This window comes from Sphingobacterium sp. NPDC055346 (genome assembly GCF_053645235.1).
In genome coordinates this window covers 659,480-686,201 of sequence record NZ_JBSHMI010000001.1, presented here as the reverse complement: position 1 = coordinate 686,201, position 26,722 = coordinate 659,480, and the positions used below count along the sequence as shown (strand labels likewise).

The following is a 26,722-nucleotide window of genomic DNA, read 5'->3' as shown; positions in this document are numbered from 1 at the left end:
TTAGTCTTAATTGTCTTTGCTCAAAAACATCTACATATTACTAATCTTCCTGGGCCTTCCGTTTGTATCATTTGCTCAGTTATTCTCCATTTCTGGTTCCATTAAGGACAGTAAGGGGCAAGCCTTGGGCAATGTAAATATCGAGATTGCGGAGAAACCCAACTTTAGCAGCCTGAGTGATGAACAAGGACTGTTTATTATTCCCAATCTACCTCAGGGCAGCTATCTACTTAAGTTTTCCCATATTGGTTTCAAACCCATTACCCGAACCATAAAGCTCGACAATAATCGTGAAACCCATATTGTTTTCAACCAAGATGAAGTCAATATCGATGAGGTTTATGTCACGGCCAAAGAGTCCAAGAATATAGGTACGAGCTCAATCATCACGAGAGATGCCATGCAGCATCTTCAGCCATCAAGCTTTACCGATTTATTGGAACTGCTCCCAGGTGGACAAACCAAGAGTCCAGTCCTTGATCAAGTCAACGGTATCAACCTGAGGACAGCCAATGGCGCTTCCATGTCCGCTTATTCCACAGGTTCCTTGGGAACTATGTTTTCGGTGGATGGAATGCAGCTTAATTCCCAATCCATGGTTGATCCAACTGCAGGATTTGAATTAGGTCAGGGGAGTATGAATAATGGACGTAGCACTGCCAATATTGCTGTGGATATGCGGACCATTGCCACGGATAATATTGAAAAAGTGGAGATTATCCGAGGGATTCCATCCGTAGAGTATGGTAACCTGACTTCAGGTGTTGTCCTGATCGATAGAATTAAAGGTTATGAACCTTGGGCTGCAAGAATTAAAGCTGATGGTTTTAGTAAATTGCTCGGAGTTGGTAAAGGCTTCGAATTTGGTTCCTATAAACTGAACATTGATGGCGGTTACCTCAATTCCAGAAGTAATGTCACGGATATCTATAATACCTTCAAAAGAATCAATACTTCCATTAGGGGCGAGAAAACTTGGAACTTAAACAATTATCGTTTCATTTGGAACCATGGACTGGATTTCAATACCACCATTGACAATGAACGATTAGATCCTGATAATGATTATAAACTAACGGATCGCTACAAGAACAATGTGCAGTTCTTCGGTTTCAATAATACCTTCAAACTATTCTCCTCAAATCTTAAATCAACATTCAGGAATGTAACTTTTGGGATTAATGCTAGGCTATCTTCCAACCAGATTGACATGCAAAAGCTGGTGCAGGCAAGGACTGCCACTATTTTGATGAACTCCATGGTTTCAGGAAGCCATGAGGCTATCTTTATGACCCCATCCTATGTAGGAGAATTTAAGTCGGACAGCCGCCCATTGGATATTAACCTTAAGCTTGTAGGAAACTGGAGCTTTAATAGGCTGTTCAAACAACAGGTGAAGGCCGGCCTTGAATATGCCTATGCCAAGAACCTTGGCTTAGGACCACAATATGACCTTGATTTTCCAATCAGCACTTCCATAAATGCCAGACCGAGATCTTTAAGGTCCATTCCGGCCATGAGCAACCTTTCCCTTTTTGCAGAAGACAGGTTCTTTATCAATATAGGCGATCTTCTATTCGAAAATAATCTCGGTGTAAGAGCCTTTAGCTTGACTAACCTAGAAAAGGAATATGCCCTGTCAGGTAAGGTATTTGTAGATCCAAGATACAATGGAAGGTTGCATCTTCCACAAATCAGCGTATTTGGAAAGCAATTGAAATCCAATGTCTTCGCGGGATATGGGATCCAGACCTTGGCTCCAAACCAAAATCTACTCTATCCTCAAAACTTCTATCGTGATATCCCGGAACTGGTCTATTATCATAATAACCCAGCATATAGGTTAGCTTGGGCAACGACCAATATTGTCAATCCGGTGAATTATGCTTTGGAAGCAGCGAAAAACATAAAATGGGAAATCGGAACCCAGTTGGATTTCGAAGGGAATACCTTCTCCATTAATTACTTCAATGAAAAGTTGGATAATGGATTTAGGAATATCTCCGTTTTTGATGCTGTCTCCCTAAGAAAATATAATGTCACTTCTGTTGATCCCAATACATTGACAGCGAAACCATCAATTGAAGATTTTACTTATGTTGACCAAGCTGAATTTCATTCTTACACTCAAAACTCAAACGGGAGCATCACGGAAAAGCAAGGACTTGAATACAACTTCAGCTCCAAGCGGATCCAGGGAATCAACACGCGTTTCACAGTAAACGGGGCTTGGTTTCGAACCTTCAATGCCAACAATCAGCCAGTCATGGAGGTAATAAGTCCATTGGAAATTACGGATGGAAAAGTAAGGCAATATGTAGGGGTCTATGCCAATGGCAACACAGGAGGTCATTACGAAAGTTTCAATACCAATCTCACTGTTGACTCCTTTTTACCAAAGTTGGGAATGAACCTGTCGATGAGTGTGCAGAGCTTCTGGTACAAATCCAAGCAATCCTTGTTCAGGGATAACCTGCCAATTGGCTATTTGGACATTGACCAAAACTACCACAACTATACCGAGGCAGATAGAAACGATCCCATCCTGCGCCTATTGGACCGCAAGGTTGACCCATATTTATACAATGAATTTAAGGAACCTATTGATCTGCTGGTCAATTTTAAAGCGACAAAGGTTATCAAAAATAGGATCAGGGTAGCCATGTTTGTCAACCGGCTCTTTATCTATAAGCCTGATTATTCGCAATATGGTAATCAGTTTATCCGACGTAATAGAGCGGAAGATAGCCCTTATTTTGGAATGGAAGTAAATATTAAAATATAATAGATAGAATAGAAATGAAAAATTTAACAAACTTGAAAATGATGATTTTATGCTTGATGCTTTTCGGAATGAGCTCTTGTATGAAAGATGATTTTTTAGAATCTAGATCTGAAGTTTTAATCGAAGTTGATAAGTCAAGTTTGCAAGGTGAATACAAACTCAATAATGTGAGGATCACTTTACAGGAAACAAATACAGAAGTCACTACGGCCGCTACTTTGGTTGAAGGATCTGATACCGCAAAGACTTCCCTGGCTTATGGTACTTATGTTGCGACCCTAGATGGAGACATCGTAATAAAGGTTGGCGATAAAGATAAGGCCATGAAGATTAAAGCGCGCAAAGAAGGGATCGTCGTTAATGCTGCCAATACAAGCATTAGCTTAGAAACTTTTCTTTCAGACCCAACAGCAAACTTTGTTTTCAAAGAGATTTTCTTCACCGGAACCTCTACCGAAGCAGGTAAACTGTACAATGGAGATAAGTATTTTATTCTCCATAACAACTCCTCAGATACGCTATATGCTGATGGACTGTTTATCGCTCAATCTGATTTCCTAACCGTGACAAAAAGAAACTATACCCCTGATGTCATGAAAGATGCTTTCACTTCCAAACAGATCATCATGATTCCGGGAACTGGAAAACAGTACGCAGTAGCTCCAGGGGCAGATCTGATCATTGCGAACAATGCCATTGACCATACTAAGGTTAATCCGAAATCTTTGGACCTTTCCAAAGCAGATTTCGAGATCGAACTGATCGGTTCCATCAACATTGATAACCCTAGCGTTCCGAATGCAATCAATGTTTCAGGCAATCTTTTGATGCACTCCAATGGCCACCAATCATATGTCATGGGAAGATTCCCAGAAGGGGTAACCGTTGAGAAATTTAAAACAGATAATGCTTACTCCTATAGCTATATCAGTGAGACCGGTAGAAAAATGAATTTTGATTCCTTTAAGATTCCAAATAGCTACATCACCGATGCGGTCAACGTATCTGCAAAAACCACCTTTGCATGGTTGGTGACCGATAGTTCATTGGATATGGGCTGGACCTACGCAAGCCAAGCTTTAGGCGATGATACGCGTTACGGTAAATCCGTAATCAGAAAAACGATCGGAAACTTGGAAAATGGTAAACCTTATTTGAAGGATACCAATAATTCCTCCGAAGATTTTATACCTTCCTCAAAAGCTCTATTGCTGCCATAAAATGTTAAGGTACTTATCCACGGTTGTTTTATGCTGCTGTTTTGCTTCTATTAGCAAAGCACAGGATTCCCTGAGCGTAAATTCTTTGGGGATCAAGGAACGTATGGATATCAGCAGGACTTTCCGTAATACTTTATATGAAAGTCCTGCATTAAGACCCTTCCAATACCAACAGTCGTTAACTCCTATTGAACTGTCTTATTTCTCCGACAATAAGGATCGATATACCCTGCAAAGGGGATCCGGAGACCAAGGTTTTAGATTCAATACCGAGTCTTACCAAAAAGAAGCTTTTCCCAATATCACCCTTTGGGGAGAGGCTAGCTACGAGAGCAAGAAAATCCAAGACCTCAAGTTCAATGAAACTTCGGATTTTGAGGTCGTGTTCCCGTATTTAACCGCTGACTCTGTAGGTGGCGACCTCAATTCAGAGATGTACCAATTTTCTGGAGGTATGGCCAAAGAGATTGGAAAATGGGTCATCGGGGGAGAAGCTGGCTACAGAGCCAATCTTTCCCATCGTAAGGTGGACCCAAGACCAGAGAACAACAGTAGCAACCTCCATGTTGGATTGGGAGCTTCTTACCAAATCCTACCGCAGTATCTGTTGAGTGCTAACCTGGGATATCAATTCTATAAACAAAGGAACAAATTAACCTTCCTGAGAGAACTGGGGAAACCGCCAGTATATTATATGAATGGATTAGGAGCATATAATAAATTGCTTTCAGGCTTATCTAGTGAAAGTGATGACATCTTATATGAGATGAATGGGTTTGACGGAAAGATTTCCTTCCTTCCCAGATCAGAACATGGTTTTTTTATTGAAGCAGGATTATCTCAAAAGAATGGTAATCGAAAATTATCCGCATCCCGTTCAAATGCCAATGATTGGACTGACCAGATCATCTCTGGAAAAATCGGCTATCTCCATAGAACAAAAGATTGGAAATACGGTGGAAATGCATCCATGGAGCTGCAAACCAGAAAAGGAGTCGAAAGCCTATTCCATAATGATGGATCTTCCCAAGGTCTTATTAAGATTTCTGAAATATCTTCTTACCGCTATTATAATTTCAGTTACCACTTCGAGGCAATTGTAGGAAAAGCGGACTGGACTATTAAGCCTTATGCAGATTTTACCCAATTTAAGGAACAATATGTCAACCCTTTCCGTGAGCAAATGGCTGATATGCTGAATGTTGGCGTTGAGGGGCAGTATTTATGGGATTTAAAGAGCGGTTTATTTGGAATTAGTTTAAATTTGCAGAAGCAGAAACTGTTGAAAAGCAGATCCCAGTTCAATGGTATCAAGCAAGGGACTGGAATTGCGGATATGCTGCAAGAGAACTATAACTACCTAACAGCCGAACCTTTCTCCATCGGAGCTCGTGCAAGGTATGATTTTGTAGCAGCAAAGCAGATCAAACCTTTTGTGCAGGCAGAGGCGCTTTCGGCTACTGAAATAAAACAGAAGTATTATTCGTTGACCATAGGGTTGATGTTTTAGAGTTAGAGATGAAAAAAGTATTAGCGATCGGGTTTATTTTGGGAATGTGCATTCTGAGCACAGCTTTTCTGAGTGATAAAGGGATTCAAGATTTGCGAAGCCTTTACAGCAAGCCAATCAGTGAGTGGCCTAAACCAACCATTGACTCTGGCGTGAACTATGAAGAGTTCAAATCTCTTCCAAAAATCGATACCAGCTATTTTTCCTTAATGGAACAGCCTAAGGTGAAACTGGGCAAGTTCCTTTTCTTTGACCCTATCCTATCGGGTTCGAACCAGATTTCATGCAGCTCTTGCCATAATCCCCAAACGTCCTTTGGAGACCATTCCACCGTACCTGTAGGGCATGACCATCTCGTTGGAAATAGAAATACCATTTCCTTGATGAATGTTGGCGAGCGCAAAACCATGTTTTGGGACGGTAGAGCCCATTCCCTTGAAGAACAAGCGCTGAGCCCAATTGAAGCACATAATGAAATGGCCATGGACCTGACTAAACTGGTCCCTAAACTGAAAGCTATCCCCGAATACAAAAAACTATTCAAAGAGGCTTTTGGCGATGAGGATTTCTCCATGCCTGAAATCATGAGCGCCCTTGCTACCTTCCAACGCACGATTACAAGTAAAAGAAGTAGGTTTGACGAATTCCTAGATGGAAAATGCGAGGCCTTGAATGATGATGAGATCGCAGGATTGCACTTATTCCGTACCAAAGCCCGCTGCATGAACTGCCATAATGGGCAGTACTTTACGGACGAAGATTTTCATAATATCGGACTGACCTATTACAAAAGAAAATATGAGGATTTAGGGCGTTATGAAGTGACCAAAGACCCTAAAGATGTCGGAAAGTTCAGAACACCATCTTTGAGAGATGTAATGAATACGAATCCTTGGATGCATAATGGTCTGTTCGATAATATTATCGGTGTGATCAATATGTATAACTCTGGGATGGCCATGAACAACCCTAGAAATGCAGAACAGGAGGCGGATCCGATGCACCCTAGGATTGACCCATTGATGAAGAAACTGGATCTGAGCAAAGAGGAAATCCGTCAGGTTGCCGCATTTTTGGACGCGATAACGGCCACTAAATATCGCATGCCGAGACCTGAAAAATTACCGCGATAATATTGTAACTATTTCATAAGAAATCGTTTTTCTTTGGATTAGAGGGCTCATTTTCATGAGTTTTGCCTAACTTTGAAGGTTATGCAAAAAACTGCTATTCATACTCCAAAAACCCATATCCAAATAAAAGGTGCCCGTGTCAACAATCTGAAGAATATCGATGTCGATATTCCTAAAAACCAGCTTGTTGTCATTACAGGGATGTCAGGATCCGGAAAATCTTCCCTCGCATTCGATACTCTTTATGCTGAAGGCCAACGCCGGTATGTAGAAAGCTTGTCTTCCTATGCCAGACAGTTTATGGGCCGTATGAACAAGCCTGATGTTGACTACATCAAAGGCATTGCTCCGGCTATCGCGATCGAACAAAAGGTCATCTCAAGTAATCCCAGATCTACTGTGGGAACCTCCACCGAGATCTACGATTACCTTAAATTGTTGTTCGCAAGAATTGGAAAGACCATTTCGCCAGTTTCTGGAGAAGAAGTGAGCAAAGATACCGTCAGCTCCATTGTGGATAAACTGTTGGCCTATCCCGATGATACAACCATCACCATTTATAGCCCCCTTATCCCTAGTAATAACAGAAAACTGAAGGAAGAACTTTCACTTTTGCTGCAAAAGGGATTTGTCCGTGTAAAATACAACGATTCCATCCATAAGATCGAAACCATCATTGAAGATAAAGCGGTATCCAACGCCAGCTTTAAGGAAGGAGAAGTCTTTATCGTGATCGATAGGGTTCGCTTGGACCATGAAGATGATACCATCAATCGTCTCGCCGATTCTGTACAAACCGCTTATTTCGAAGGAAAGGGTGAATGTGAGATTCAGGTTGATGAGGAACTGTTTCATTTTTCAGACAAGTTTGAGCTTGATGGAATAACCTTTGAAGAGCCTACCCCAAACTTTTTCAGTTTCAATAATCCTTATGGGGCATGTAAACGTTGTGAAGGCTATGGAAAGATCATTGGTATCGATCCAGATCTAGTCATTCCAGATAAAAGCCGCTCGATATTCGATGGAGCCATTGCTCCCTGGCGCGGCGAGAAAATGGGCGCTTGGTTGGATAAATTGGTGCGTACGGCCATAAAATTTGATTTTCCTATCCATCGTGCCTATAGTGACCTGACCAAGGCTCAACAAGAGTTACTTTGGAAAGGAAATAAATATTTTAGGGGCTTGAACGATTTCTTTGCGGAATTGGAAGAGCAGACCTATAAAATCCAATATAGGGTGATGCTCTCCAGATACCGGGGGAAAACCGACTGTCCTGAATGTAAAGGGACCAGACTGCGTAAGGATGCATCATATGTAAAGATCAATGGACATTCCATTACCGATGTGGTTTTGTTGCCTCTAAATGAAGCTTTGGAGCTGTTCCAAAACCTGAAACTTTCAGAGAGCGAAGCAATCATCGCCAAACGCTTGTTGGCCGAGATTGTGAATCGTCTGCAGTTCCTGTGTGATGTAGGCCTGAGCTATCTTACCCTGAACCGCTTGAGCAATAGCCTTTCAGGAGGTGAATCTCAACGTATCAATCTAGCCACTTCTTTGGGATCGTCCCTAGTGGGGTCCATTTATGTATTGGATGAGCCTAGTATAGGTTTGCACCCTCGGGATACCCAAAAATTAATCGGGGTGCTGAAGTCCCTTCGCGATGCCGGCAATACCGTAATTGTGGTGGAGCATGAGCAAGAAATGATGGAAGCAGCAGATTACCTGATCGATATTGGTCCTGAAGCAGGGATCAATGGCGGCGAACTGGTATTTGCTGGAACCTATCAAGAAATCTTGAAGGATAAAAAAAGCTTGACTGGTGAATATCTTCATGGAGATCTTTCTATTGTAGTTCCTGAAAAAAGGAAGAAATGGAATGAAGCCATCCGTGTGAATGGTGCCCGAGAAAATAACCTGAAAGGGATAACCGTAGATTTTCCATTGAATGTGTTTACCGTCGTTTCTGGTGTTTCAGGCTCCGGAAAGACTTCCTTGGTCAAAAGGATCCTTTATCCAGCCTTACAGAAAGCCATAGGCTCCTATTCAGGCGAACAAACAGGTCTATATGATGGAATCGAAGGCGCAATAGATCAGATCGAACAGGTAGAAATGGTCGATCAAAATCCGATCGGAAGATCCACACGTTCCAATCCGGTTACTTATGTCAAAGCTTGGGATGAAATCAGGGCCTTGTACTCCTCATTGCCAGCAGCCAAAGCCAATGGCTTGAAACCATCTGCCTTTTCTTTCAATGTGGAGGGCGGTAGATGTGAGGTCTGTCAGGGAGAGGGTGTAGTAAAGATCGAGATGCAATTTATGGCGGATATCATCCTACCATGTGAGGCCTGTGATGGTAAGCGCTTTAAACAACATGTTTTGGATGTTCAGTATAAAGAGAAATCGGTGTCTGATATCTTAGATTTAAGTGTGGATGAAGCTATTGAATTCTTTGCAGATCAACCTAAGATATTGAACAAGCTGGGACCTTTGCAAGAGGTAGGATTGGGCTATGTGAAATTGGGACAGTCTTCAAGTACGCTTTCAGGTGGTGAGGCCCAAAGGATCAAACTTGCCTCCTTCCTGATCAAAGGAAATAACCAAAAGAAAACCATGTTTATTTTCGATGAACCGACAACCGGACTGCATTTTCATGATATCAGCAAGCTGTTAAAAGCTTTCAATGCACTGATTGCACAAGGAAATACCGTATTGGTCATCGAACATAACTTAGATATGATCAAATCTGCCGATTGGGTAATCGATATCGGTCCGGAAGGTGGAGACAAGGGCGGAAACATTGTCTTTGCCGGAACGCCGGAAGATTTGGTCAAAGAGAAAGACTCTTATACGGGTGATTTTTTAAAACGTCACCTAAATTTTAAACCCTAAAATTTAATAATAATGTATAGAAAGTTAAGTATTTCTATGTTGTTCTTATGCTTCTGCACCCTGCTTTCGGCACAGGTGGAGCGGCCGAAGTTAGTGGTAGGCCTGATGGTGGACCAAATGCGTTGGGATTATCTGTACCGTTTTGCGGATCGATACGGGAATGATGGTTTCAAGCGCTTGCTACGTGATGGTTTTTCATGTGAAAATGCCATGATCAACTATGTCCCGACCTTCACGGCTATCGGTCATAGTTCGGTTTATACTGGCAGTGTGCCTTCCATTCACGGCATCGCAGGAAATGACTGGATAGAACAACAAACAGGTACTTCCATGTATTGTACCCAAGATGATGCGGTAGAAGGTGTGGGAACAGCGGAAAAAGAAGGTAAACAGTCTCCTAGAAACTTGTTGGCTTCTACAGTTACGGATCAATTGAAATTAGCGACCAATTTTCATTCTAAGGTAATCGGTATTGCGATCAAGGATAGGGGCGGAATCCTACCTGCTGGTCACTTTGCCGATGCTGCTTATTGGTTTGAAGCTAAGTCCGGAGATTGGATCAGCTCAACCTATTACATGGAAAAACTTCCTCAATGGGTAAACGGCTTTAATAAACAAAAGCTTGCTGATAAATACCTGAAACAAGATTGGAACACTTTATATCCTATCGATACTTACAAAACCAATAGTATCGATGATGATAATGTATATGAAGGGAAGTGGGCTGGCGAAGAAACGGCAGCTTTCCCAAGAAAGACTTCTTTGTTGATGAAGGATGCCGGTTATGAATTGATCAAATCAACCCCATACGGAAATACCCTTACCCTAGATTTTGCGAAGGAAGCCATCAAAAATGAAAAGCTTGGTAAAAACCCTCAGGATGCTACAGATTTTCTTGCAGTAAGTCTATCTGCTACGGATTATGTCGGTCACCGTTATTCGCTATCTTCTGTGGAAATCGAAGATATCTACCTTCGTCTAGATCAAGAATTGGCAAAATTCTTTAAATACCTGGATGAAACCGTAGGTAAAGGTAATTATACATTTTTCTTGACAGCAGACCATGCAGCTTCCTATAACTCTCGTTATTTTATGGATATGCGCGGTAATGGTGGTTATTTCTTTTCGAGACAATTGCAAAGAAACATGAACGATGAGCTGAAAGAGGAATTTGGAAAGGACAATTTGATCATCAGTTTAATGAACTACCAAGTTCACTTGAACTATGCTGAAATTGAAAACTCTAAGTTGGATGAGGAGAAAATTAAGAAATCCATCATCAAGATGCTGAGACATGAAGACGGTGTGGCATATGTCGTGGACATGGAAGGCGGAGAAAACATGATGGTACCTACCGAAATCCGCGAAAAAATCATCAATGGATATAACCGCAAACGTAGTGGTGCCATTCAGATCATCACCGAACCGCAATGGTATGACGGTACGCCTCGCTCTACGGGAACTACCCATGGTACATGGACCCCTTACGACTCGCATATACCATTGGTGTTTATGGGCTGGGGTATCACACCAGGCAAGACCAATAAAGTCGTTCACATTACGGATATTGCGCCTACACTGTCCTCTTTGCTTCATGTTATGGAGCCCAATGGGTCTATCGGCCAGCCGATTGTAGACGTATTGCAGAAATAGCTTTATTTTTTATACTTTTGAAAGGTAAGACCAGATCGGTTTGATATGCTATCGAAGAAAACGAAATACGCGATAAAAGCCCTAATGGTATTAGGCAGAAACTATGGGAAAGAACCCATGCAGATCGGCAAGATTGCTGAAGAAGAACGTATCCCCAAAAAGTTCCTAGAACAGATCTTGTTGGAAATGCGTAACGCAGGTATTCTTTATTCCAAAAAAGGCGCAGGTGGTGGCTACAGCTTGAACAAAGCTCCTGAAGACATCTACCTATCGCAGGTCATGCGCCTTATCGATGGTCCCATCGCCCTATTGCCATGTGTCAGCTTGAATTTCTATCGTTCTTGTGAAGAATGTGTGGAAGAACATGCCTGCGGCATCAGAGATACCTTTATCGAAGTGAGAAATGCCATGCTGCAGATCTTAAATGATACCAGTATCTCGAATTTAATCAATAAAGAAAAGGAACTGAACCTAGAAGTAGGTAAGGATTAAATTTCATAAAGCTCCAATGGAAGCCCATCTGGATCGGTGAAAAAAGTAAATTTCTTATTGCTTGTTTCATCAATACGGATGGGCTCTGTTTTTATACCCGCCTTATTCAATTCTTCCACCTGTTTTTCTATATCCTCCACCTTGAAAGCGAGATGTCTCAGTCCTCTTGCCTCTGGATAACTTGGCCTTTCCGCAGGATTGGGGAAAGAGAACAATTCAATGATATATTCGCCCTGAAGGGCTAGATCCAATTTGTAGGAATCTCGCGCCTCTCTATAGGTTTCCTGTAAAATGGTCAGGCCTAACACTTCTGTGTAAAATGCCTTGGAAATCGCATAGTCGCTACAGATAATGGCAATATGGTGAACGCCCTTAAGCTCTAGCATTAGAGTACCTCCATTAATTTTTCAAAGGCCATACCTCTTGATGCCTTCAACAGAATCATAAAGTCTTCCAAAGGATGTTCCTGAAGATCTTTTTTCAGCTCATCTGTGCTAGCAAAGTAACTCGCTTCGTCATCCTTCAAAGCATAAAAGGCCTTGCCGACAAAGATCAAACGATCTAATTTCAGACTCTTTGCCTTTTCGATTACCTTTCGGTGTTCGATTTCACTCTGATCTCCCATTTCAAACATGTCACCTAAGATTGCAACTTTACGGTCAGCCTGGATAACATCCAGATTGCCCAATGCTGCAGCCATGCTGCTGGCATTTGCATTGTAATAATCTGCAATGATGGTATTCTTGTCTGTTTTGGTAATCTGCGAACGGTTATTCTGGGGAACGTAGTTTGCCAAACCATCATTGATCTGTTCGGTGCTCAACCCAAAGGTTTTTCCAAGCGCCACAGCGGCCAGCATGTTCTCTATATTGTAGGCTCCGGTCAGATGTGTCTTTACTTCCTGTCTATCCTCTTCCCCTTTCTTGTTCCAAAATATGGTCAGGTAAGGGTCGGCAACGACCAAACCACCCTGAACATCATTCCCTTCGGAAAAACCATAGTGGATGACGTTCTGAAGGCCTCTGTCTGCGGCCATCTGCATCAGGTATACATTATCGCCCTGAACGTAGATCTGGCCCTGATGGTCGCGAAGAAAATCATAGAGTTCACCTTTGGCTTTCATGACTCCTTCGAATGAGCCGAATCCTTCCAGGTGCGCTTTGCCGACATTGGTAATGAAACCATGGGTTGGTTGGGAAATCCCACATAAAAAGGCGATTTCACCCACATGGTTTGCTCCCATCTCCACGATGGCGATTTCAATATCTTCAGTAAGCGAAAGGATGGTCAAAGGCACACCGATATGGTTGTTCAGGTTGCCCTTAGTGGCATAGCTGTTGAATTTCTGCGAAAGGACACTGTTCAACAGTTCCTTGCTCGTTGTCTTGCCGTTGGTACCTGTGATGCCGATGAATGGTATTTTTAAATGTTTCCTGTGGAACCTCGCTAAATCCTGCAAGGTGCTCAATACATCATCTACCAAGATATAGGCCGGATCTTCCTTGTAAAAATTGCTGTCATCAATGATCACGTATTTTGCGCCAGCAGCCAAAGCTTGGTCCGCAAAACTATTGCCATTGAAGTTGTCGCCCTTCAGCGCAAAAAACAGACAGTCCTTGCTGATAAGACGGGTGTCTGTACAAACTTTTGGGAATTCTTTATAAATCTGGTAGAGTTGAGCTATTTGCATCACATTTAAATTTAAACAAAGGTAAGCATGCAGTTTTAAAATAAAATAAGGAATTAAAAATGAATATTAGACTTCGGGATTTCTTTTGGTCTTATTCGAGACACATTCGGAAAATTCGGAATGTGTCTCGAATAAGACCAAAGGAATACTTAAATAAAATTGCAGGTTTGTGCAAAAAAGAAGGGGTAGCTGTTCAAGCTACCCCTCTATTTTTTAGAATCATATCTTATAGAGATAGGATCTCTACGATACGAGTAAGATTCTCGTTTACTTTATCGATATGCTTGATGGCCTTGTTGAACGGTGTAAATTGGACGTTTCCGCAGATTAAGCCCGCCATTTCAGCCTTACGGCCTTCAATAAGCCCCTCTACGGCAGCAACTCCTAAGCGGCTTGCCAATACACGGTCCATACAGGTTGGTGAACCACCACGCTGGATGTGGCCTAAGATCGACAGACGTACATCGTAGGCCGGAAAGTTCGCTTGGATCTTTTCCGCTACGACCATTCCACCCTCTTTATCCCCTTCAGCAACAATGATAATTCGGGAAGATTTGTTTTTTCTGGTTTTGTCAAGGCGCTTCATGATCGCATCATAATCTACCTCCAACTCAGGGATTAGAACTGCTTCGGCACCTGTACTGATACCTGAACGCAAAGCGATCAGTCCAGAGTCTCTACCCATTACTTCCACGACAAATAGACGGTCATGGGATTCTGCTGTATCTCTGATTTTATCGACAGCCTCTACCACTGTATTGATCGCTGTGTCATATCCGATGGTAAAATCTGTACCGTTTAGGTCATTGTCGATCGTGCCGGGCATTCCGATGATCGGAATGTCAAACTCTTCGATAAATTTGGAAGCTCCGGTAAACGTACCGTCACCACCAATAACGACCAAAGCGTCGATATTATGTTTCTTAAGGTTTTCATAAGCTTGCTTCCTACCCTCTACGGTACGGAATTCATCGCTTCTTGCAGTTTTAAGGATGGTGCCACCACGTTGGATAATGTTGGCAACGGATTTAGCGTCCATTGGAGTAATATCTCCTTGTACCATTCCGTCATATCCTCTACGGATACCAAACATATTTTTACCGTGATAGATTCCTGTTCTGATAACTGCACGAATTCCTGCATTCATGCCGGGGGAGTCTCCTCCGGACGTCAATACTGCGATGTTGTTAATGTTGCTCATAGTTCAAATATACCGAAATACTTATTTTTTGTGTATTAAATTGTTAGAAAGCCTATTTCTTTGCCTTATAAGCATCAATTGCCGATTGCAGATATGCTCTGTAGCTTTCGATGTTATAGTTGGCACCACTGGTAGGAACCAATAGTTCTTCATTGTTATCTAACATTGCGTATAACGGTTGTGAGTTTGAGTTGAATTTAGAAATCTGGAAATCCGTGTTCTTTCTGCCGACGGTGTTGATTTTCTTACCTGTAGTTTCAGAAACGAACTGTTCAGCTTCAGGTAATTTCAAATCGTAGTCATCCACATAAAGTTCGGCAAGGATAAAGTTTTCATTGATCATTTGCTTGATCCCTGGGTCAGACCATACGTCAGCTTCCATTTTTCTACAGTTTACACAGTTCCAGCCTGTAAAGTCTACCAATAAAGGTTTGTCCTGCGCTTTTGCTGCGGCTAATGCTTCATCGTAATCATAATATGGATCCATTCCCTTGATTGTAGCACGGTCATGGAAGTGGTTGAAATATTTACGGCTTGTGGCATCTGCTGAAATAGCATGTCCTCCTCCAGCTTGTGTTCCAGCGGAGATGTCAAAATCCTGCGTACCGATTGGAGGTAAGAAAGCGGCGATTGATTTCAATGGCGCTCCCCACATGCCTGGGATCATATAGACCACAAAAGAAAAGACCAGGATGGAAATGACCGTCCTCGGAACGGACATGTATTTTAGATCGCTATCATGGGCAAACTTGATCTTTCCAATCAGGTATAGTCCCATCAATCCAAAGATCACGATCCACAGTGCCAGGAATACCTCGCGGTCAAGGAATTGCCAGTTGTAAGCTAGGTCGACATTTGAAAGGAATTTCAAAGCCAGGGCCAATTCCAAGAAACCAAGTACCACCTTTACGCTATTTAACCAACCGCCAGATTTGGGCATGGATTTCAATAGGGCAGGGAACATGGCAAACAATACAAATGGAATCGCCAATGCGAATGAAAATCCAAACATGGCAATGGCAGGGCCTAAGCGGTCGCCTTTAACGGCAGCATTTACCAATACCGTTCCGATGATCGGACCGGTACAAGAAAAGGATACCACGGCTAAACTGGCTGCCATAAAGAAGTAGCCGATCATACCACCTTTGTCGGATTTTTCGTCAATTTTATTGACAAACTTGCTCGGCAAGGTGATTTCAAATGCTCCAAAGAATGATGCTGCAAAGAAGACGAGCATCAAGAAAAAGAAGAAGTTGAACACCCCATTGGTCGAAAGGGCATTGAGTGCCTCAGGACCGAATGCGATGGTAATCAACATTCCTAAGGCCACATAGATGACAATGATAAACAAGCCATAGGTTAGGGCTTGGGATACTGCCTGTAATTTAGAGGCTGATTTTTTCGTGAAGAAACTAACGGTCAAAGGAACCATCGGGAAGATACAAGGCATCAAGAATGCCAAGAAACCACCTAGGAGCCCTTCGATGAAAATCCCCCACAGGGAAGTGCTTTCGGATTGTCCGTCTGAAGATACCACCGTTGGACTAACAGCTGTGCTATCCGTCGCAGATGCAGAAGTGTCAGTTCCATCGGAAAACTCTACATCACCTAAGTCCGTGATCAAGCTATCGCCTGAACTGCTTTCTTCTTGGCCAGAGCTAAATTCAACGTCTTCAATATTGATAAGTGTATCTTGGGAAATTCCTTTTAGGGGAGTTATTGCTATAAGAAATAGCCAACTTAAGGCTATTAAGGCATTTTTTAAGCTAAACATATTTGATTATTATCGGGATAAATTAAGAAAAAGGCAGGGGTTATCCTGCCTTTTGGTTTCTTTCTTTATTGATTTGTTACTTGATTGTAACTGCAAATTCGTACTCATCTGGTGGTAAACAACGCTCTTTATCACAAGCCATAAATGTTGCTACACCTTTAACCGTCGTTGGTTTGTTGTTTGCCAATTTTACTTTTTGTTGGAATACAACTTCTCCGTTATAGTAAGGGACATTCATTTTGAATACGTCCTCAAACTTCGTTTTTGGCTCTTTAGCTGCTGGTTTTCCAGTGATCTTTGCTCCATTTGCAGGAGTAAAGGTAAAGGAAGTAGAAATTGGGCCTCCGGAAGGTACGTTCAATCCGTAAATATGCCAGCCTTGTTCTACATTGGCTTTTAATAAGATAACAGCTTCATTGTTAGGAAGTTTCTTAAAGCCTACTGACCATTTTACAGGGTTTACCACCTGAGCAAATGTCCCAGATACGGCAAACACTAAAAATGCAATTAATAGATTTATTTTTTTCATAAATAACCGTTTTATTCTTATGTATGACTAATTTATGTCCATAAAGTTTAATTCAAAGTTAGTATTATCTCCAATATTTAATGTAGATGTAATGATTTTATTGCATTATAAATACAACTTCCTTGAAATAATAACGACGTTCTTCATCTTCGACATTCAGGATTAATCCGCCGTTTTCTTCCACCCTGAGTAAGGTGGCCTCAAAAACCTGATTATGGGCGGCATATTTTGCGGGCACTGCCCGTCTGAATAGCTGTTGGTTATATGCTTCCAATAGATCCGCATCCGTTATCTTATTGGATCGATACTCTTCCACTCTTTGCTGAATTTGTAACAAGAGGTTAATACATGCTGTTTTTAGGTCAGGAATAAATAGCCCGGTCTCATTAAATATAGAACTGGCGCTGTCCATGAGTTCGCCAAAAAATTGCTTTTGGTTGACATTCACGCCGATGCCTATTACTGACTGCTTGATTTCATGGCTATTGCTGCTGTTTTCTATTAAGATCCCTGTTACCTTTTTATCTCCTATCATGATATCATTTGGCCATTTGATACTGGCCTTGACCGAAAGGGATTTTAGCCAATCGACTATTCCTAGGCTGATTAACATGTTCAGTATGAAGTATTTTTGAAGATTTAGGAAGGTTGGGTACAGGACGAAACTGAAGGTGATATTGCTGTTTGGTTCGGATAACCAAGAGTTGTCGCGTTGACCACGGCCTTGGGTCTGGTTTTTTGCCATAATGGCAGTCCATTCGGCTAGTGGCTTGAAATTTGACAATTGAGATTTCAAATAATCATTGGTAGAGCCGATCTCGTCCAAAACAATTAGTGTTTGGCGTAGTGATTCTCCCGAAAATGTGTTATTTTGCAAAAGATATTATATTAAAAAATAGTTTGAAACAATTTATTAGTCAAAAGTATAATAAATCTTAATGAGTAAAAACAAAAAATCTTTGTTGTCAGAGAAGCTAGCAGATGTGGTGATCCATGGGATGCAGGAGAAAAAAGGCAACGAAATCGTGAGGATGGATATGCGAGAGGTGAACGGCACCTTGTCTGACTATTTTGTAATCTGCCATGCTGATTCTACGGTTCAAGTAAACGCGATAGCCAAGAGCGTTGAAGATGAAGTTTATAAAGCATTTGGCCAAGACCCATGGCATAAAGAAGGCCAGGGCAACGGCGAATGGATTCTGCTTGATTTTATCGATGTAGTAGTTCATATCTTTAAAACAGATAAGCGGGAGCATTATAGGATAGAGGACCTGTGGGGGGATGCGCACATGAGCAAATACCAGAGCGCATAATAATTGTTGTGAAACGTAGAATAAGAGTAATAAATGAAGAAAGTTCCGAGTAAGAAGATTACGCCAATGCCACCGAAATTTAATATGATCTGGCTTTGGATTGCGATGATCGTAGGGTTTTTTGGACTTCAATACTTGTTTAGTGGAGAGTCATCGAAGAAAATTACCTACAAGGAGTTCGAACAAACCATGCTTATCCCTGGGGATGTTGAAAAGCTCGTTGCCTATAAAAGCAATGACCTGATCGATGTCGAAGTTTATATAAAAAGCGATAGATTAGACCAAGAGAAATACAAAAACATTTCCAGTAGTCCTAACAACCTATCTTTTTCTAATTCGACAGGACCCCAATTTCAATTTACAGAACCATCAGCAGAGATTCTTGAGCAGAAGTTAAAAGCTTCTCAAGACAGTTTGGCAGTTGGTCAACCAAAAATTGGTGTGACCTATGAAGATAGAACCAATCCATGGGCAGGATGGTTTATTTCATTCATGTTGCCATTGCTGATCATTGTTGTGATTTGGATCTTCCTGATGCGCCGTATGAACGGTGGAGCAGGAGCTGGTGGAGGTGCCATTTTTAATATTGGTAAATCCAAAGCCCAATTGTTTGACAAAGAATCGCAGATCAATATCACCTTTAATGATGTAGCCGGATTAGAAGAGGCTAAGGAAGAGGTGATGGAGATCGTGGATTTCCTAAAGAATCCTAAAAAATATACTGATTTGGGAGGTAAGATTCCGAAGGGAGCCTTATTGGTAGGCCCTCCGGGAACAGGTAAGACTTTATTGGCGAAAGCAGTAGCCGGTGAAGCACAAGTACCTTTCTTTTCCTTGTCAGGTTCAGACTTCGTAGAAATGTTTGTCGGAGTAGGTGCATCTCGTGTACGCGACTTGTTCAAACAGGCGAAGGAAAAGGCTCCATGTATCATCTTTATTGATGAGATTGATGCAATTGGTAGGGCCCGTGGAAAGAATTCCATTATGGGTGGGAATGATGAACGTGAGAATACATTGAACCAATTATTGGTGGAAATGGATGGTTTCGGTACCAACGTAGGGGTTATTATCCTTGCTGCAACCAACCGTCTGGATGTATTGGACTCGGCTTTATTGCGTCCGGGACGTTTCGATAGACAGATCTCTATCGACAAACCAGACTTGATAGGTCGTGAACAGATCTTTAATGTTCACTTGAAACCATTGAAACTTGCCGAAGAGGTAGATGCGAAGAAATTATCGGCGCAGACTCCTGGATTCGCAGGTGCTGAAATTGCCAACGTTTGTAATGAGGCCGCTTTGATCGCTGCACGTAAGAACAAAAAAGCAATTGAAATGCAAGACTTCCAAGACGCGATTGACCGTGTTATCGGTGGTCTTGAGAAAAAGAATAAGATTATCTCTCCTGAAGAGAAGAAAATCGTGGCTTACCACGAGGCTGGACATGCGATCGCAGGTTGGTTCTTGGAACATGCAGATCCTTTGGTTAAGGTATCTATCGTTCCTCGCGGTGTTGCTGCGTTGGGATATGCGCAATACCTTCCAAAAGAACAGTTCCTATACACTACCGAGCAATTGATTGACAGTATGTGTATGACCATGGGTGGTCGTGTTGCTGAGGATATCACATTTGGTAGGATCAGTACCGGTGCGCAGAACGACTTGGAGCGCATTACTAAATTGGCCTATGCCATGACTGCGGTCTATGGTATGAACCATAAGGTAGGTAATGTATCTTTCAGGGACAGTTCTGGCGATAGCCAATTCCAGAAACCTTATTCGGATCAAACAGCTGAGCTGATCGATGATGAAGTAAGGGTATTGATCTCAGAAGTTTACGACAGAACGAAGCAGTTGTTGTTGGATAAACAAGATGGCTTAGTGAAGATTGCCGAGAAACTATTGGAGAAAGAGATCTTGTTCCAGACTGATTTGGAAGAGATCTTAGGAAAACGCCCTTTCAGCAATAAAACGACTTATGACGAGTTTGTCAATGGCGGTGCTGATGGTGGTGGGGTTCCACAGACTGATTTGCCGATTCCTACAACCGATAGAGAAGATGTTCAATCGTCTAACGAGGAGCCGAAACAATTAGATTCAGAATAAAAATTATTAAAATAAAGTAACAGACAGGACTTTCAGTCCTGTTTGTTTTTATAATATGAATATCAGGAATACGACAGCGAAAGAGAAAATGCTGAAGAAAATTCGGCAGGCACTTCTTCAAAAAAGGGAGAACCCTCATCCTATGTTTGAAGAAACGGCTTTGTACAAAGATGAAGAAGATTCATTGGATGTGACTTTTGCTAGGGAGTTCACCCAGATGTCCGGTAAATTCATTTACTGCGATGGGGAAATCAACTTGATCGAAAACCTGATTATCTTGGTGGAAAAGATCAATATCAGTAAGATCTTTGTTTGGGAGAAGCCGCTTCAACAGATGTTGGATCAATACGGATTCCCTTTCCGGAAGTCGCAGCAGGCTTTGGATGAAATTGAAGCGAGTATCACTACCTGTGAGTCTTTGATTGCCAGAAATGGAAGCATCATGATCTCCAATGCATCAGAGTCAGGCCGTAGACTGAGCGTATACCCTCCAGTACATATTGTCATTGCCAGGGCTTCCCAATTAGTTATGGATGTTAAACATGCCATGGCTCAAATCAAGGAAAAGTATGGCGATGAGCTACCAACCATGATTACCACCATTACAGGGCCAAGTCGAACCGCTGATATCGAGAAGAGATTGGTGTTAGGCGCACATGGACCTAAAGAGCTCTATTTATTTTTACTAGAAGACCGTTTTTAGATGATACTACATTCCCTTACCGCTACTCCTGTGGCTAGTTTGATTTTTGCCCTTACTATCGGTTTAAGTATTTATGTCTTTTCTAATCCGCAGTGGTTTGGAAAACTGATGTTACATCCCTATTCGGTTTCTCGAGATAAAAGTAAATGGTACCTGATCCTGACCAGTGGATTGATCCATAAGGATTGGATGCACCTGATCTTTAATATGATCACCTTCTATTACTTTGGATTTGGACTTGAGCAGATCTTTGTAGAAATAAGTGGTCCTATGGGGCACTTATTATTCGCCTTGCTCTATATTATATCATTGATCTTGAGCGATATCCCTACGGTCATTCGCCAAAAAGATAATTATGGCTACCATAGCCTGGGAGCATCTGGCGCAATCAGTGCCGTGCTGTTCAGTTATATTCTCTTCAATCCAAAGATGATGCTTGGTATCTTTATGATTATTCCAATGCCAGCCTATATTTTCGCTTTTGTGTATTTGGGATATTGTATCTGGGCTTCCAAGAATTCTAACGATGGAATCAACCATGATGCTCACTTGTTTGGGGCTCTAACGGGATTGCTGTTTACCATAATTGCCTATCCTTGGATCATTAAACATTTTATAGCACAGTTCTAAGGGTTTCTTCTACATGTTGTCCATCAATAGGACATTAAACTTGTGCCCATCAGGATCTGAGAATGCAAATCCATAATAGTTGTTTTCATCTCTTATAAGCGGTTGGATAATCTGTCCGCCAGCCTCCTTTACCATCCCTTCGAATTCCTGTACTTCTTTCTCCGTATCAGCCGAAAGTGTAAAAATAATACCATCGGTATTGGTTCCTGATGGGATATATTTGTCAATTTGACCGGTCCCCTCCTCGAAAAAATGTATGACAAAATTGTTCTCTCCAAAAAAGAAGCTGGCCAATTTAAGGTCCGTGCTTTTGGGAGGGGTATTGGATACAAAGCCTAGCCTGTTATAGAATTCATGCGTGCGTTTTGCGGACTTAACACTATAATTTGCCCATATAAGTTTTGGATTCATGGTTATGTTTTATTTAGGAACACATGGGAGGATTTTTCGTTTTTCACTATCCTAAATTCTTGTCATAGGGCAAGTTTTAGAAAGGATTAATCTGATAAATTAGATCATTAAATAAAAGAAGCTATGAAAGATACATTGGAAGCTAAGGTAAAGGTAAAAGGGAGTAAGGAGAAAGTTTGGGAGCTGTGGACAAAAGATGAGTATGTAAAGATATGGAACGTTCCATTCCAGGATTGGCATTGTCCCAAGGTAATCAATGACGTGCGAACAGGTGGGACTTTTGATTTCAGAATGGAGAAGAAAGATGGTTCGGAAGGATTTAATTATAAGGGCAGCTATACTTTGGTCATTCCATTTGGTCGGATTGAGCTCTTGCAGGTGGATGGCCGGAAGTCGACAGTGCATTTCACGGAGCAGGACGGGGATACTACTGTCATAGAGCAATTTGAACCAGAAGAAAAAACCGAACTAAGATTGCAACAAGAGTTTTGTCAATCCGTTTTGGACAAGTTTAAGGCTTTTGCGGAAGGGAATCTAAAGGGATAGGCTGGATTGGCCTAGCCCGTCCAATTTTCTCTATCCAAACTTCTTAACTGAATGGCTTCAGCTAGATGTTCATTACTGATTTCGATAGCTCCTTCGAGGTCAGCTATGGTCCTAGCGACCTTTAGGATTCGGTCATAGGATCTCGCTGAGAGATTGAGCCTTTCCATCGCCATTTTTAGGAGCCGTCTGCCGCCTTCGTCAATAATGCAGGTTTCTTGGATATTCCTAGCTCTCATCTGGGCATTACTATGGATATTGGGTTGCTTTTTAAAACGCTGCTCTTGAATTTTACGAGCTTTGATGACCCTTTCCCTTACATCCTCACTTTTCTCAGCAGATTTATGGCTACTCAGTTCATTAAATTCGACTGGGGTGACTTCAATATGGATGTCTATCCTATCCAATAAAGGTCCGGATATTTTACTGATGTATTTCTGTACAGCATAAGACCCACAAATACAACGTCTGCTGGGATGGTTGTAAAAGCCACATGGGCAGGGATTCATGGAAGCAATCAGCATGAAGGAGGCTGGGTAATCAACGCTGAACTTGGACCTTGAAATGGTAATAGACCTGGATTCCAAAGGCTGACGCATGACTTCAAGTACAGAACGCTTAAACTCTGGCAATTCATCCAGGAATAAAACCCCGTTATGCGCCAAGGAGATTTCTCCAGGCTGCGGATGCGATCCACCGCCAACAAGTGCGACATCGGAAATAGTATGATGAGGTGATCGGAAGGGACGGATGGTCATCAAAGAGGTTGAGCTAGGTAATTGACCTGAAACGGAATGAATCTTGGTGGTCTCCAGGGATTCATCAACGGTTAATGGTGGTAGGATCGTCGGCAACCTTTTTGCAAGCATCGTCTTTCCAGCCCCCGGAGGACCAATCAATATGACATTATGACCTCCGGCAGCAGCGATTTCCAATGCCCTTTTAATGTTTTCCTGACCCTTGACGTCCGCAAAATCCAAATCGTAACTGTTCATTAGCTTCTTAAAGCGATCGTTGATATTTACAAGGGTGGGGATGATAGGCAGGGTTCCTTGTACAAACTGTACAGCTTCATTAAAGGAACTTATTCCATAGACCTCGATTCCAGCAACAATTGCAGCTTCTTCTGCGTTTTCGATGGGTAAGATGATACCATGAAAGCCATCTTGCTTTGCCTGAAGGGCGATTGATAAGACCCCTTTAACCGGATGTATCTTTCCGTCTAAAGATAATTCCCCAAGAATGACATATTTATTAAGACGATCAGAGATTACTTGCCTTGAGGCTGCTAATACGCCCATTGCAATGGCTAGGTCATAGGAAGACCCTTCTTTGCGGATGTTTGCGGGGGCTAAATTGATGATGATCTTTTGCCGAGGCATATAGAAACCATTTGACAATATGGCGCTTTCTACTCTTTGAATACTTTCTTTGACAGCGTTGTCAGGAAGTCCGACGATATAGTAATTAATTCCTGGGGTAACATTGACTTCCACGGTTATGCTCGTTGCATTTATCCCGAAGACAGCACTGCAGTAGGTTTTTACCAACATTTTAGCGATATTTAATATCACTAAAAGTAAATAAATTATATATAAAACAAATGATGTTTGGTTAATGCTAACAATTTCTTAAATTTTACTGAATTACAATAGGTGTAATGTAGCCTGAAATTGACGGGATTGGCTAAATTTTTAATAAATAAAACGATTCGGTCTATTTTTTGTTATAATAGTATTAAATGAAATAGAAATTGGTTTAACAACTAAATTGCAGTATAAAATGAAGGATAACGGTAAAATTGTAACAGCGCTGTTGGCTGGACTAGCCGCAGGTGCAGTTTTAGGTATTATTTTCGCACCTGAAAAAGGAAGTGAGACTAGAGAGAAATTGAATGAATCATTAGCTGATTTAACGGATGCAATCAAAGAACGCGCAGAAGAACAATTCGATCAGTTGACTGATTTTAAAGATAAAATCGTTGCGGCGGTAAAATCTAAGCTAGGCAAAGCAGAAGACGCGATCGATGAAGAGATCGAAGAACACGCTTAGTGCTACAGAGCAAACCTTAGATTATTAAAAATTTTTAAATAATAGTTCCAGGACTATCTCCCGATAGTCTTGGAATCTATGATATGGAATTACGTGCATGGAAGAACAAAAATTTTCGTTTTCTGAAGTATTCGATAAATCTAAAGAATACATTGAGACCCAGATTGAATTAGCTAAACTGAAAGCGCTATCTAGATCCTCCAGGATCGTGGGCTCGCTGATTGTGGATGGCAGTAAGGTTTTATTGTCATTGCTGATTGTGTTTTTTGTTTCCCTGGCCTTAGGGTTCTATTTGGGGGAATTACTGGGGAGTTATTCCTTAGGGTTTTTAGCGACAGGAGGGATCTTTTTTGTTGTTCTGTTATTGATCAAGGCATTTGAGCCAAAGCTCGAAGAGAAGTTCATGAACATCTCCATTAAGCGCATTATGTCTAAGTGGGATGCCGATGATCATGACGATGAGATCGAAGAGATCAAGGAAGAGGTGCGTGAAGCCGTAAATGAAGTTGAGGAAGAATTAAAGGAAGAAAAAGAACGAGTTTAATCAGGATATGAGAACAAAGGTTACGAATTTTGATGAGTTGACAGCAGAGATTGCTCGCCTTAAGGTACAGAAAAAGGAGCAGGAAGCTTTTTTGTTGAATCAATACGAATTACTGAAACATAAGGTAGAAGCTCCGGCACGTATTGCGAATATGATCTTCAACCGTGTTCCTGGTGTTTCCACCGTAAAAGGGTTGTTTTCTGGAATCAGCCAAGTGACCAATAAGAACAACAAAGCGGATTGGTTGACCAAGACCCTGCAATTGGGACTTCCTTTAGTGTTAAACCGTACTTTATTGAAAAATGCAGGTTGGTTGAAGAAAGGTCTTGTGCTGTTCGGTTCCGAAACGGTGGCAAGCCAAGTGAACCAAAGCAAGATTACTGCGGTTATCGATAAGCTAACCTCTTTGATCAAACCAAAAAACAAGAAGAAGAAAAAGAAAAATGAAGAGCTAGTGGAAGCCGTTGCTGCGAACCCTATTCCTCCCAATCATCCTCCAATGATTACGGCAGAAGAAAGTGTTCAGGACAATGTATATGGTATTCCAAAGGACAGTGAAGCCTATTAATTGCTCTTAAGCTTCATTCTTTTTCAAGAAATCCCCATAAGCTAATTTAATGCCTTCTTTCAGGTTGGTCTTTGCTTTCCATCCTAAGCTGGTCAATTTGCTTACATCCATTAATTTTCTTGGAGTACCATCAGGTTTGCTGCTGTCGAATTCCAGTTCACCTTGGAATCCTACGACCTCTTTAATCAATTCTGCAAGCTCGCGGATACTGATGTCTTCACCTACGCCTATATTCACAAACTGAAGGTCATTGTAGTTTTCCATCAGGAATACACAGGCGTCTGCCAAGTCATCTGCAAACATAAACTCACGCATAGGCTTTCCTGACCCCCAGATATTTACAGTAGGACTGTTGTTGACCTTTGCTTCATGAAACTTTCTGATCAAGGCCGGCAATACATGGGAGTTCTCAGGGTGATAGTTATCGTTGATGCCGTAAAGATTTGTAGGCATGACAGAGATGTAATTATCATCGTACTGCATTCGATAGGATTCGACCATTTTGATGCCCGCGATTTTGGCAATGGCGTATGGCTCATTGGTCGGTTCAAGCGTCCCGGTCAATAAATAATCTTCCTTCAAAGGTTGAGGAGCCATCTTTGGGTAGATGCAGCTCGAGCCAAGGAACATCAGCTTTTTGACATCATTTTCATGGGAATAATGGATGACATTGTTTTGGATGGCTAAGTTCTCATAGATAAAATCAGCTCTATAGACGTTATTGGCCATGATGCCTCCAACTTTGGCCGCTGCAAGGAAAACATACTCGGGTTTTTCAGTTTCAAAGAATTCTTTAACGGCCTTTTGGTCACGAAGGTCCAATTCCTTGGAAGTCCTAACTATGATATTTTCATAACCTAACTCTTTTAACTTGCGGTAAATAGCCGATCCGACCATACCTCTATGCCCTGCTACGTAAATTTTCGCTTGTTTTTCCACCTGAAGTATTATTTATACAAATATAAGGTTAATTTTG

The 26,722-nt window shown here is 41.7% G+C and carries 24 protein-coding genes; 15 read left to right on the top strand and 9 right to left on the bottom strand.

What is annotated here, in order from left to right:
* The first annotated feature begins 10 nt into the window (after positions 1-10).
* The 7 genes from ACWICE_RS02920 (at position 11) to ACWICE_RS02890 (ending at position 11,682) form a co-directional block, all read left to right on the top strand.
* The gene (locus ACWICE_RS02920; protein ID WP_454297595.1) at positions 11-2,785 is read left to right on the top strand and encodes a TonB-dependent receptor; all 2,775 of its coding nucleotides are present in this window, start codon (positions 11-13) and stop codon (positions 2,783-2,785) included.
* 14 nt (positions 2,786-2,799) lie between these two features.
* On the top strand, positions 2,800-4,005 hold the full coding sequence (locus ACWICE_RS02915; protein WP_454297594.1) for a DUF4876 domain-containing protein: 1,206 nt from the start codon (positions 2,800-2,802) through the stop codon (positions 4,003-4,005).
* 1 nt (position 4,006) lies between these two features.
* Positions 4,007-5,515, top strand: a complete 1,509-nt coding sequence (locus tag ACWICE_RS02910; RefSeq protein ID WP_454297593.1) for a DUF6850 family outer membrane beta-barrel protein — start codon at positions 4,007-4,009, stop codon at positions 5,513-5,515.
* A gap of 8 nt (positions 5,516-5,523) precedes the next feature.
* Positions 5,524-6,648 (top strand): cytochrome-c peroxidase, encoded by a 1,125-nt coding sequence (locus ACWICE_RS02905; RefSeq protein WP_454297592.1) that lies wholly within the window; start codon positions 5,524-5,526, stop codon positions 6,646-6,648.
* 81 nt (positions 6,649-6,729) lie between these two features.
* The gene (gene uvrA / locus ACWICE_RS02900; RefSeq protein ID WP_454297591.1) at positions 6,730-9,537 is read left to right on the top strand and encodes an excinuclease ABC subunit UvrA; all 2,808 of its coding nucleotides are present in this window, start codon (positions 6,730-6,732) and stop codon (positions 9,535-9,537) included.
* Positions 9,538-9,549: 12 nt separating this feature from the next.
* Positions 9,550-11,190: an alkaline phosphatase PafA gene (gene pafA, locus ACWICE_RS02895; RefSeq protein WP_454290613.1), complete on the top strand. Its 1,641-nt coding sequence runs from the start codon at positions 9,550-9,552 to the stop codon at positions 11,188-11,190.
* A 45-nt stretch (positions 11,191-11,235) separates the two neighbouring features.
* On the top strand, positions 11,236-11,682 hold the full coding sequence (locus ACWICE_RS02890) for an RrF2 family transcriptional regulator (protein WP_093101291.1): 447 nt from the start codon (positions 11,236-11,238) through the stop codon (positions 11,680-11,682).
* Here the strand turns inward: ACWICE_RS02890 and gloA2 are convergent.
* The 6 genes from gloA2 to ACWICE_RS02860 all read right to left on the bottom strand — a co-directional run bounded on the left by gloA2 (position 11,679) and on the right by ACWICE_RS02860 (position 17,753).
* Positions 11,679-12,068 carry an SMU1112c/YaeR family gloxylase I-like metalloprotein gene (gene gloA2 / locus ACWICE_RS02885; protein ID WP_454297590.1) on the bottom strand — a complete coding sequence of 130 codons (390 nt, stop codon included), beginning with the start codon at positions 12,066-12,068 and terminating at the stop codon, positions 11,679-11,681. The two genes, ACWICE_RS02890 and gloA2, sit on opposite strands and share 4 nt — an antisense overlap.
* Positions 12,068-13,372: a UDP-N-acetylmuramoyl-tripeptide--D-alanyl-D-alanine ligase gene (locus ACWICE_RS02880; RefSeq protein ID WP_454297589.1), complete on the bottom strand. Its 1,305-nt coding sequence runs from the start codon at positions 13,370-13,372 to the stop codon at positions 12,068-12,070. The genes gloA2 and ACWICE_RS02880 overlap by 1 nt, the downstream gene beginning before the upstream one ends.
* 226 nt (positions 13,373-13,598) lie before the next feature.
* The gene (gene pfkA, locus ACWICE_RS02875) at positions 13,599-14,573 is read right to left on the bottom strand and encodes a 6-phosphofructokinase (protein WP_185212936.1); all 975 of its coding nucleotides are present in this window, start codon (positions 14,571-14,573) and stop codon (positions 13,599-13,601) included.
* A gap of 52 nt (positions 14,574-14,625) precedes the next feature.
* Positions 14,626-16,347: a protein-disulfide reductase DsbD family protein gene (locus ACWICE_RS02870; RefSeq protein ID WP_313261091.1), complete on the bottom strand. Its 1,722-nt coding sequence runs from the start codon at positions 16,345-16,347 to the stop codon at positions 14,626-14,628.
* Between the two features lie 76 nt (positions 16,348-16,423).
* Entirely contained in the window at positions 16,424-16,876 is a 453-nt protein-coding gene (locus tag ACWICE_RS02865; RefSeq protein WP_185212938.1) for a protein-disulfide reductase DsbD domain-containing protein, read from the bottom strand.
* Positions 16,877-16,973: 97 nt separating this feature from the next.
* Complete coding sequence (locus ACWICE_RS02860) at positions 16,974-17,753, bottom strand: biotin--[acetyl-CoA-carboxylase] ligase (protein ID WP_454297588.1); 780 nt, start codon at positions 17,751-17,753, stop codon at positions 16,974-16,976.
* A 61-nt stretch (positions 17,754-17,814) separates the two neighbouring features.
* Between ACWICE_RS02860 and rsfS the strand changes: the two genes are divergently transcribed.
* Genes rsfS through ACWICE_RS02840 form a run of 4 tightly spaced genes read left to right on the top strand, consistent with a single transcriptional unit; the run spans position 17,815 to position 21,628 of the window.
* Complete coding sequence (gene rsfS, locus ACWICE_RS02855) at positions 17,815-18,189, top strand: ribosome silencing factor (RefSeq protein ID WP_093101305.1); 375 nt, start codon at positions 17,815-17,817, stop codon at positions 18,187-18,189.
* A gap of 33 nt (positions 18,190-18,222) precedes the next feature.
* Positions 18,223-20,295: an ATP-dependent zinc metalloprotease FtsH gene (gene ftsH / locus ACWICE_RS02850; RefSeq protein ID WP_313261089.1), complete on the top strand. Its 2,073-nt coding sequence runs from the start codon at positions 18,223-18,225 to the stop codon at positions 20,293-20,295.
* Between the two features lie 55 nt (positions 20,296-20,350).
* Entirely contained in the window at positions 20,351-20,998 is a 648-nt protein-coding gene (locus tag ACWICE_RS02845; protein WP_185212941.1) for a LutC/YkgG family protein, read from the top strand.
* The gene (locus ACWICE_RS02840; RefSeq protein WP_185212942.1) at positions 20,999-21,628 is read left to right on the top strand and encodes a rhomboid family intramembrane serine protease; all 630 of its coding nucleotides are present in this window, start codon (positions 20,999-21,001) and stop codon (positions 21,626-21,628) included.
* 9 nt (positions 21,629-21,637) lie between these two features.
* Here ACWICE_RS02840 and ACWICE_RS02835 read toward each other — a convergent pair whose 3' ends face one another.
* Complete coding sequence (locus ACWICE_RS02835) at positions 21,638-22,039, bottom strand: VOC family protein (RefSeq protein ID WP_454297587.1); 402 nt, start codon at positions 22,037-22,039, stop codon at positions 21,638-21,640.
* A 123-nt stretch (positions 22,040-22,162) separates the two neighbouring features.
* On the opposite strand from ACWICE_RS02835, the gene ACWICE_RS02830 reads away from it, so the two are divergent.
* The gene (locus ACWICE_RS02830; protein WP_454297586.1) at positions 22,163-22,585 is read left to right on the top strand and encodes an SRPBCC domain-containing protein; all 423 of its coding nucleotides are present in this window, start codon (positions 22,163-22,165) and stop codon (positions 22,583-22,585) included.
* Positions 22,586-22,596: 11 nt separating this feature from the next.
* Here the strand turns inward: ACWICE_RS02830 and ACWICE_RS02825 are convergent, their stop codons facing one another.
* Positions 22,597-24,135: a YifB family Mg chelatase-like AAA ATPase gene (locus ACWICE_RS02825; RefSeq protein WP_185212944.1), complete on the bottom strand. Its 1,539-nt coding sequence runs from the start codon at positions 24,133-24,135 to the stop codon at positions 22,597-22,599.
* 229 nt (positions 24,136-24,364) lie between these two features.
* Here ACWICE_RS02825 and ACWICE_RS02820 point away from each other — a divergent pair, with 229 nt between their 5' ends.
* From ACWICE_RS02820 to ACWICE_RS02810, 3 genes are all read left to right on the top strand, one after another.
* The gene (locus ACWICE_RS02820) at positions 24,365-24,634 is read left to right on the top strand and encodes a YtxH domain-containing protein (RefSeq protein WP_093101163.1); all 270 of its coding nucleotides are present in this window, start codon (positions 24,365-24,367) and stop codon (positions 24,632-24,634) included.
* Positions 24,635-24,731: 97 nt separating this feature from the next.
* Positions 24,732-25,178: a hypothetical protein gene (locus ACWICE_RS02815; protein ID WP_185212945.1), complete on the top strand. Its 447-nt coding sequence runs from the start codon at positions 24,732-24,734 to the stop codon at positions 25,176-25,178.
* A 7-nt stretch (positions 25,179-25,185) separates the two neighbouring features.
* Entirely contained in the window at positions 25,186-25,746 is a 561-nt protein-coding gene (locus ACWICE_RS02810) for a hypothetical protein (RefSeq protein ID WP_185212946.1), read from the top strand.
* Positions 25,747-25,752: 6 nt separating this feature from the next.
* Here the strand turns inward: ACWICE_RS02810 and fcl are convergent, their stop codons facing one another.
* The gene (gene fcl / locus ACWICE_RS02805; RefSeq protein WP_454297585.1) at positions 25,753-26,685 is read right to left on the bottom strand and encodes a GDP-L-fucose synthase; all 933 of its coding nucleotides are present in this window, start codon (positions 26,683-26,685) and stop codon (positions 25,753-25,755) included.
* Between the last annotated feature and the right edge of the window lie 37 nt (positions 26,686-26,722).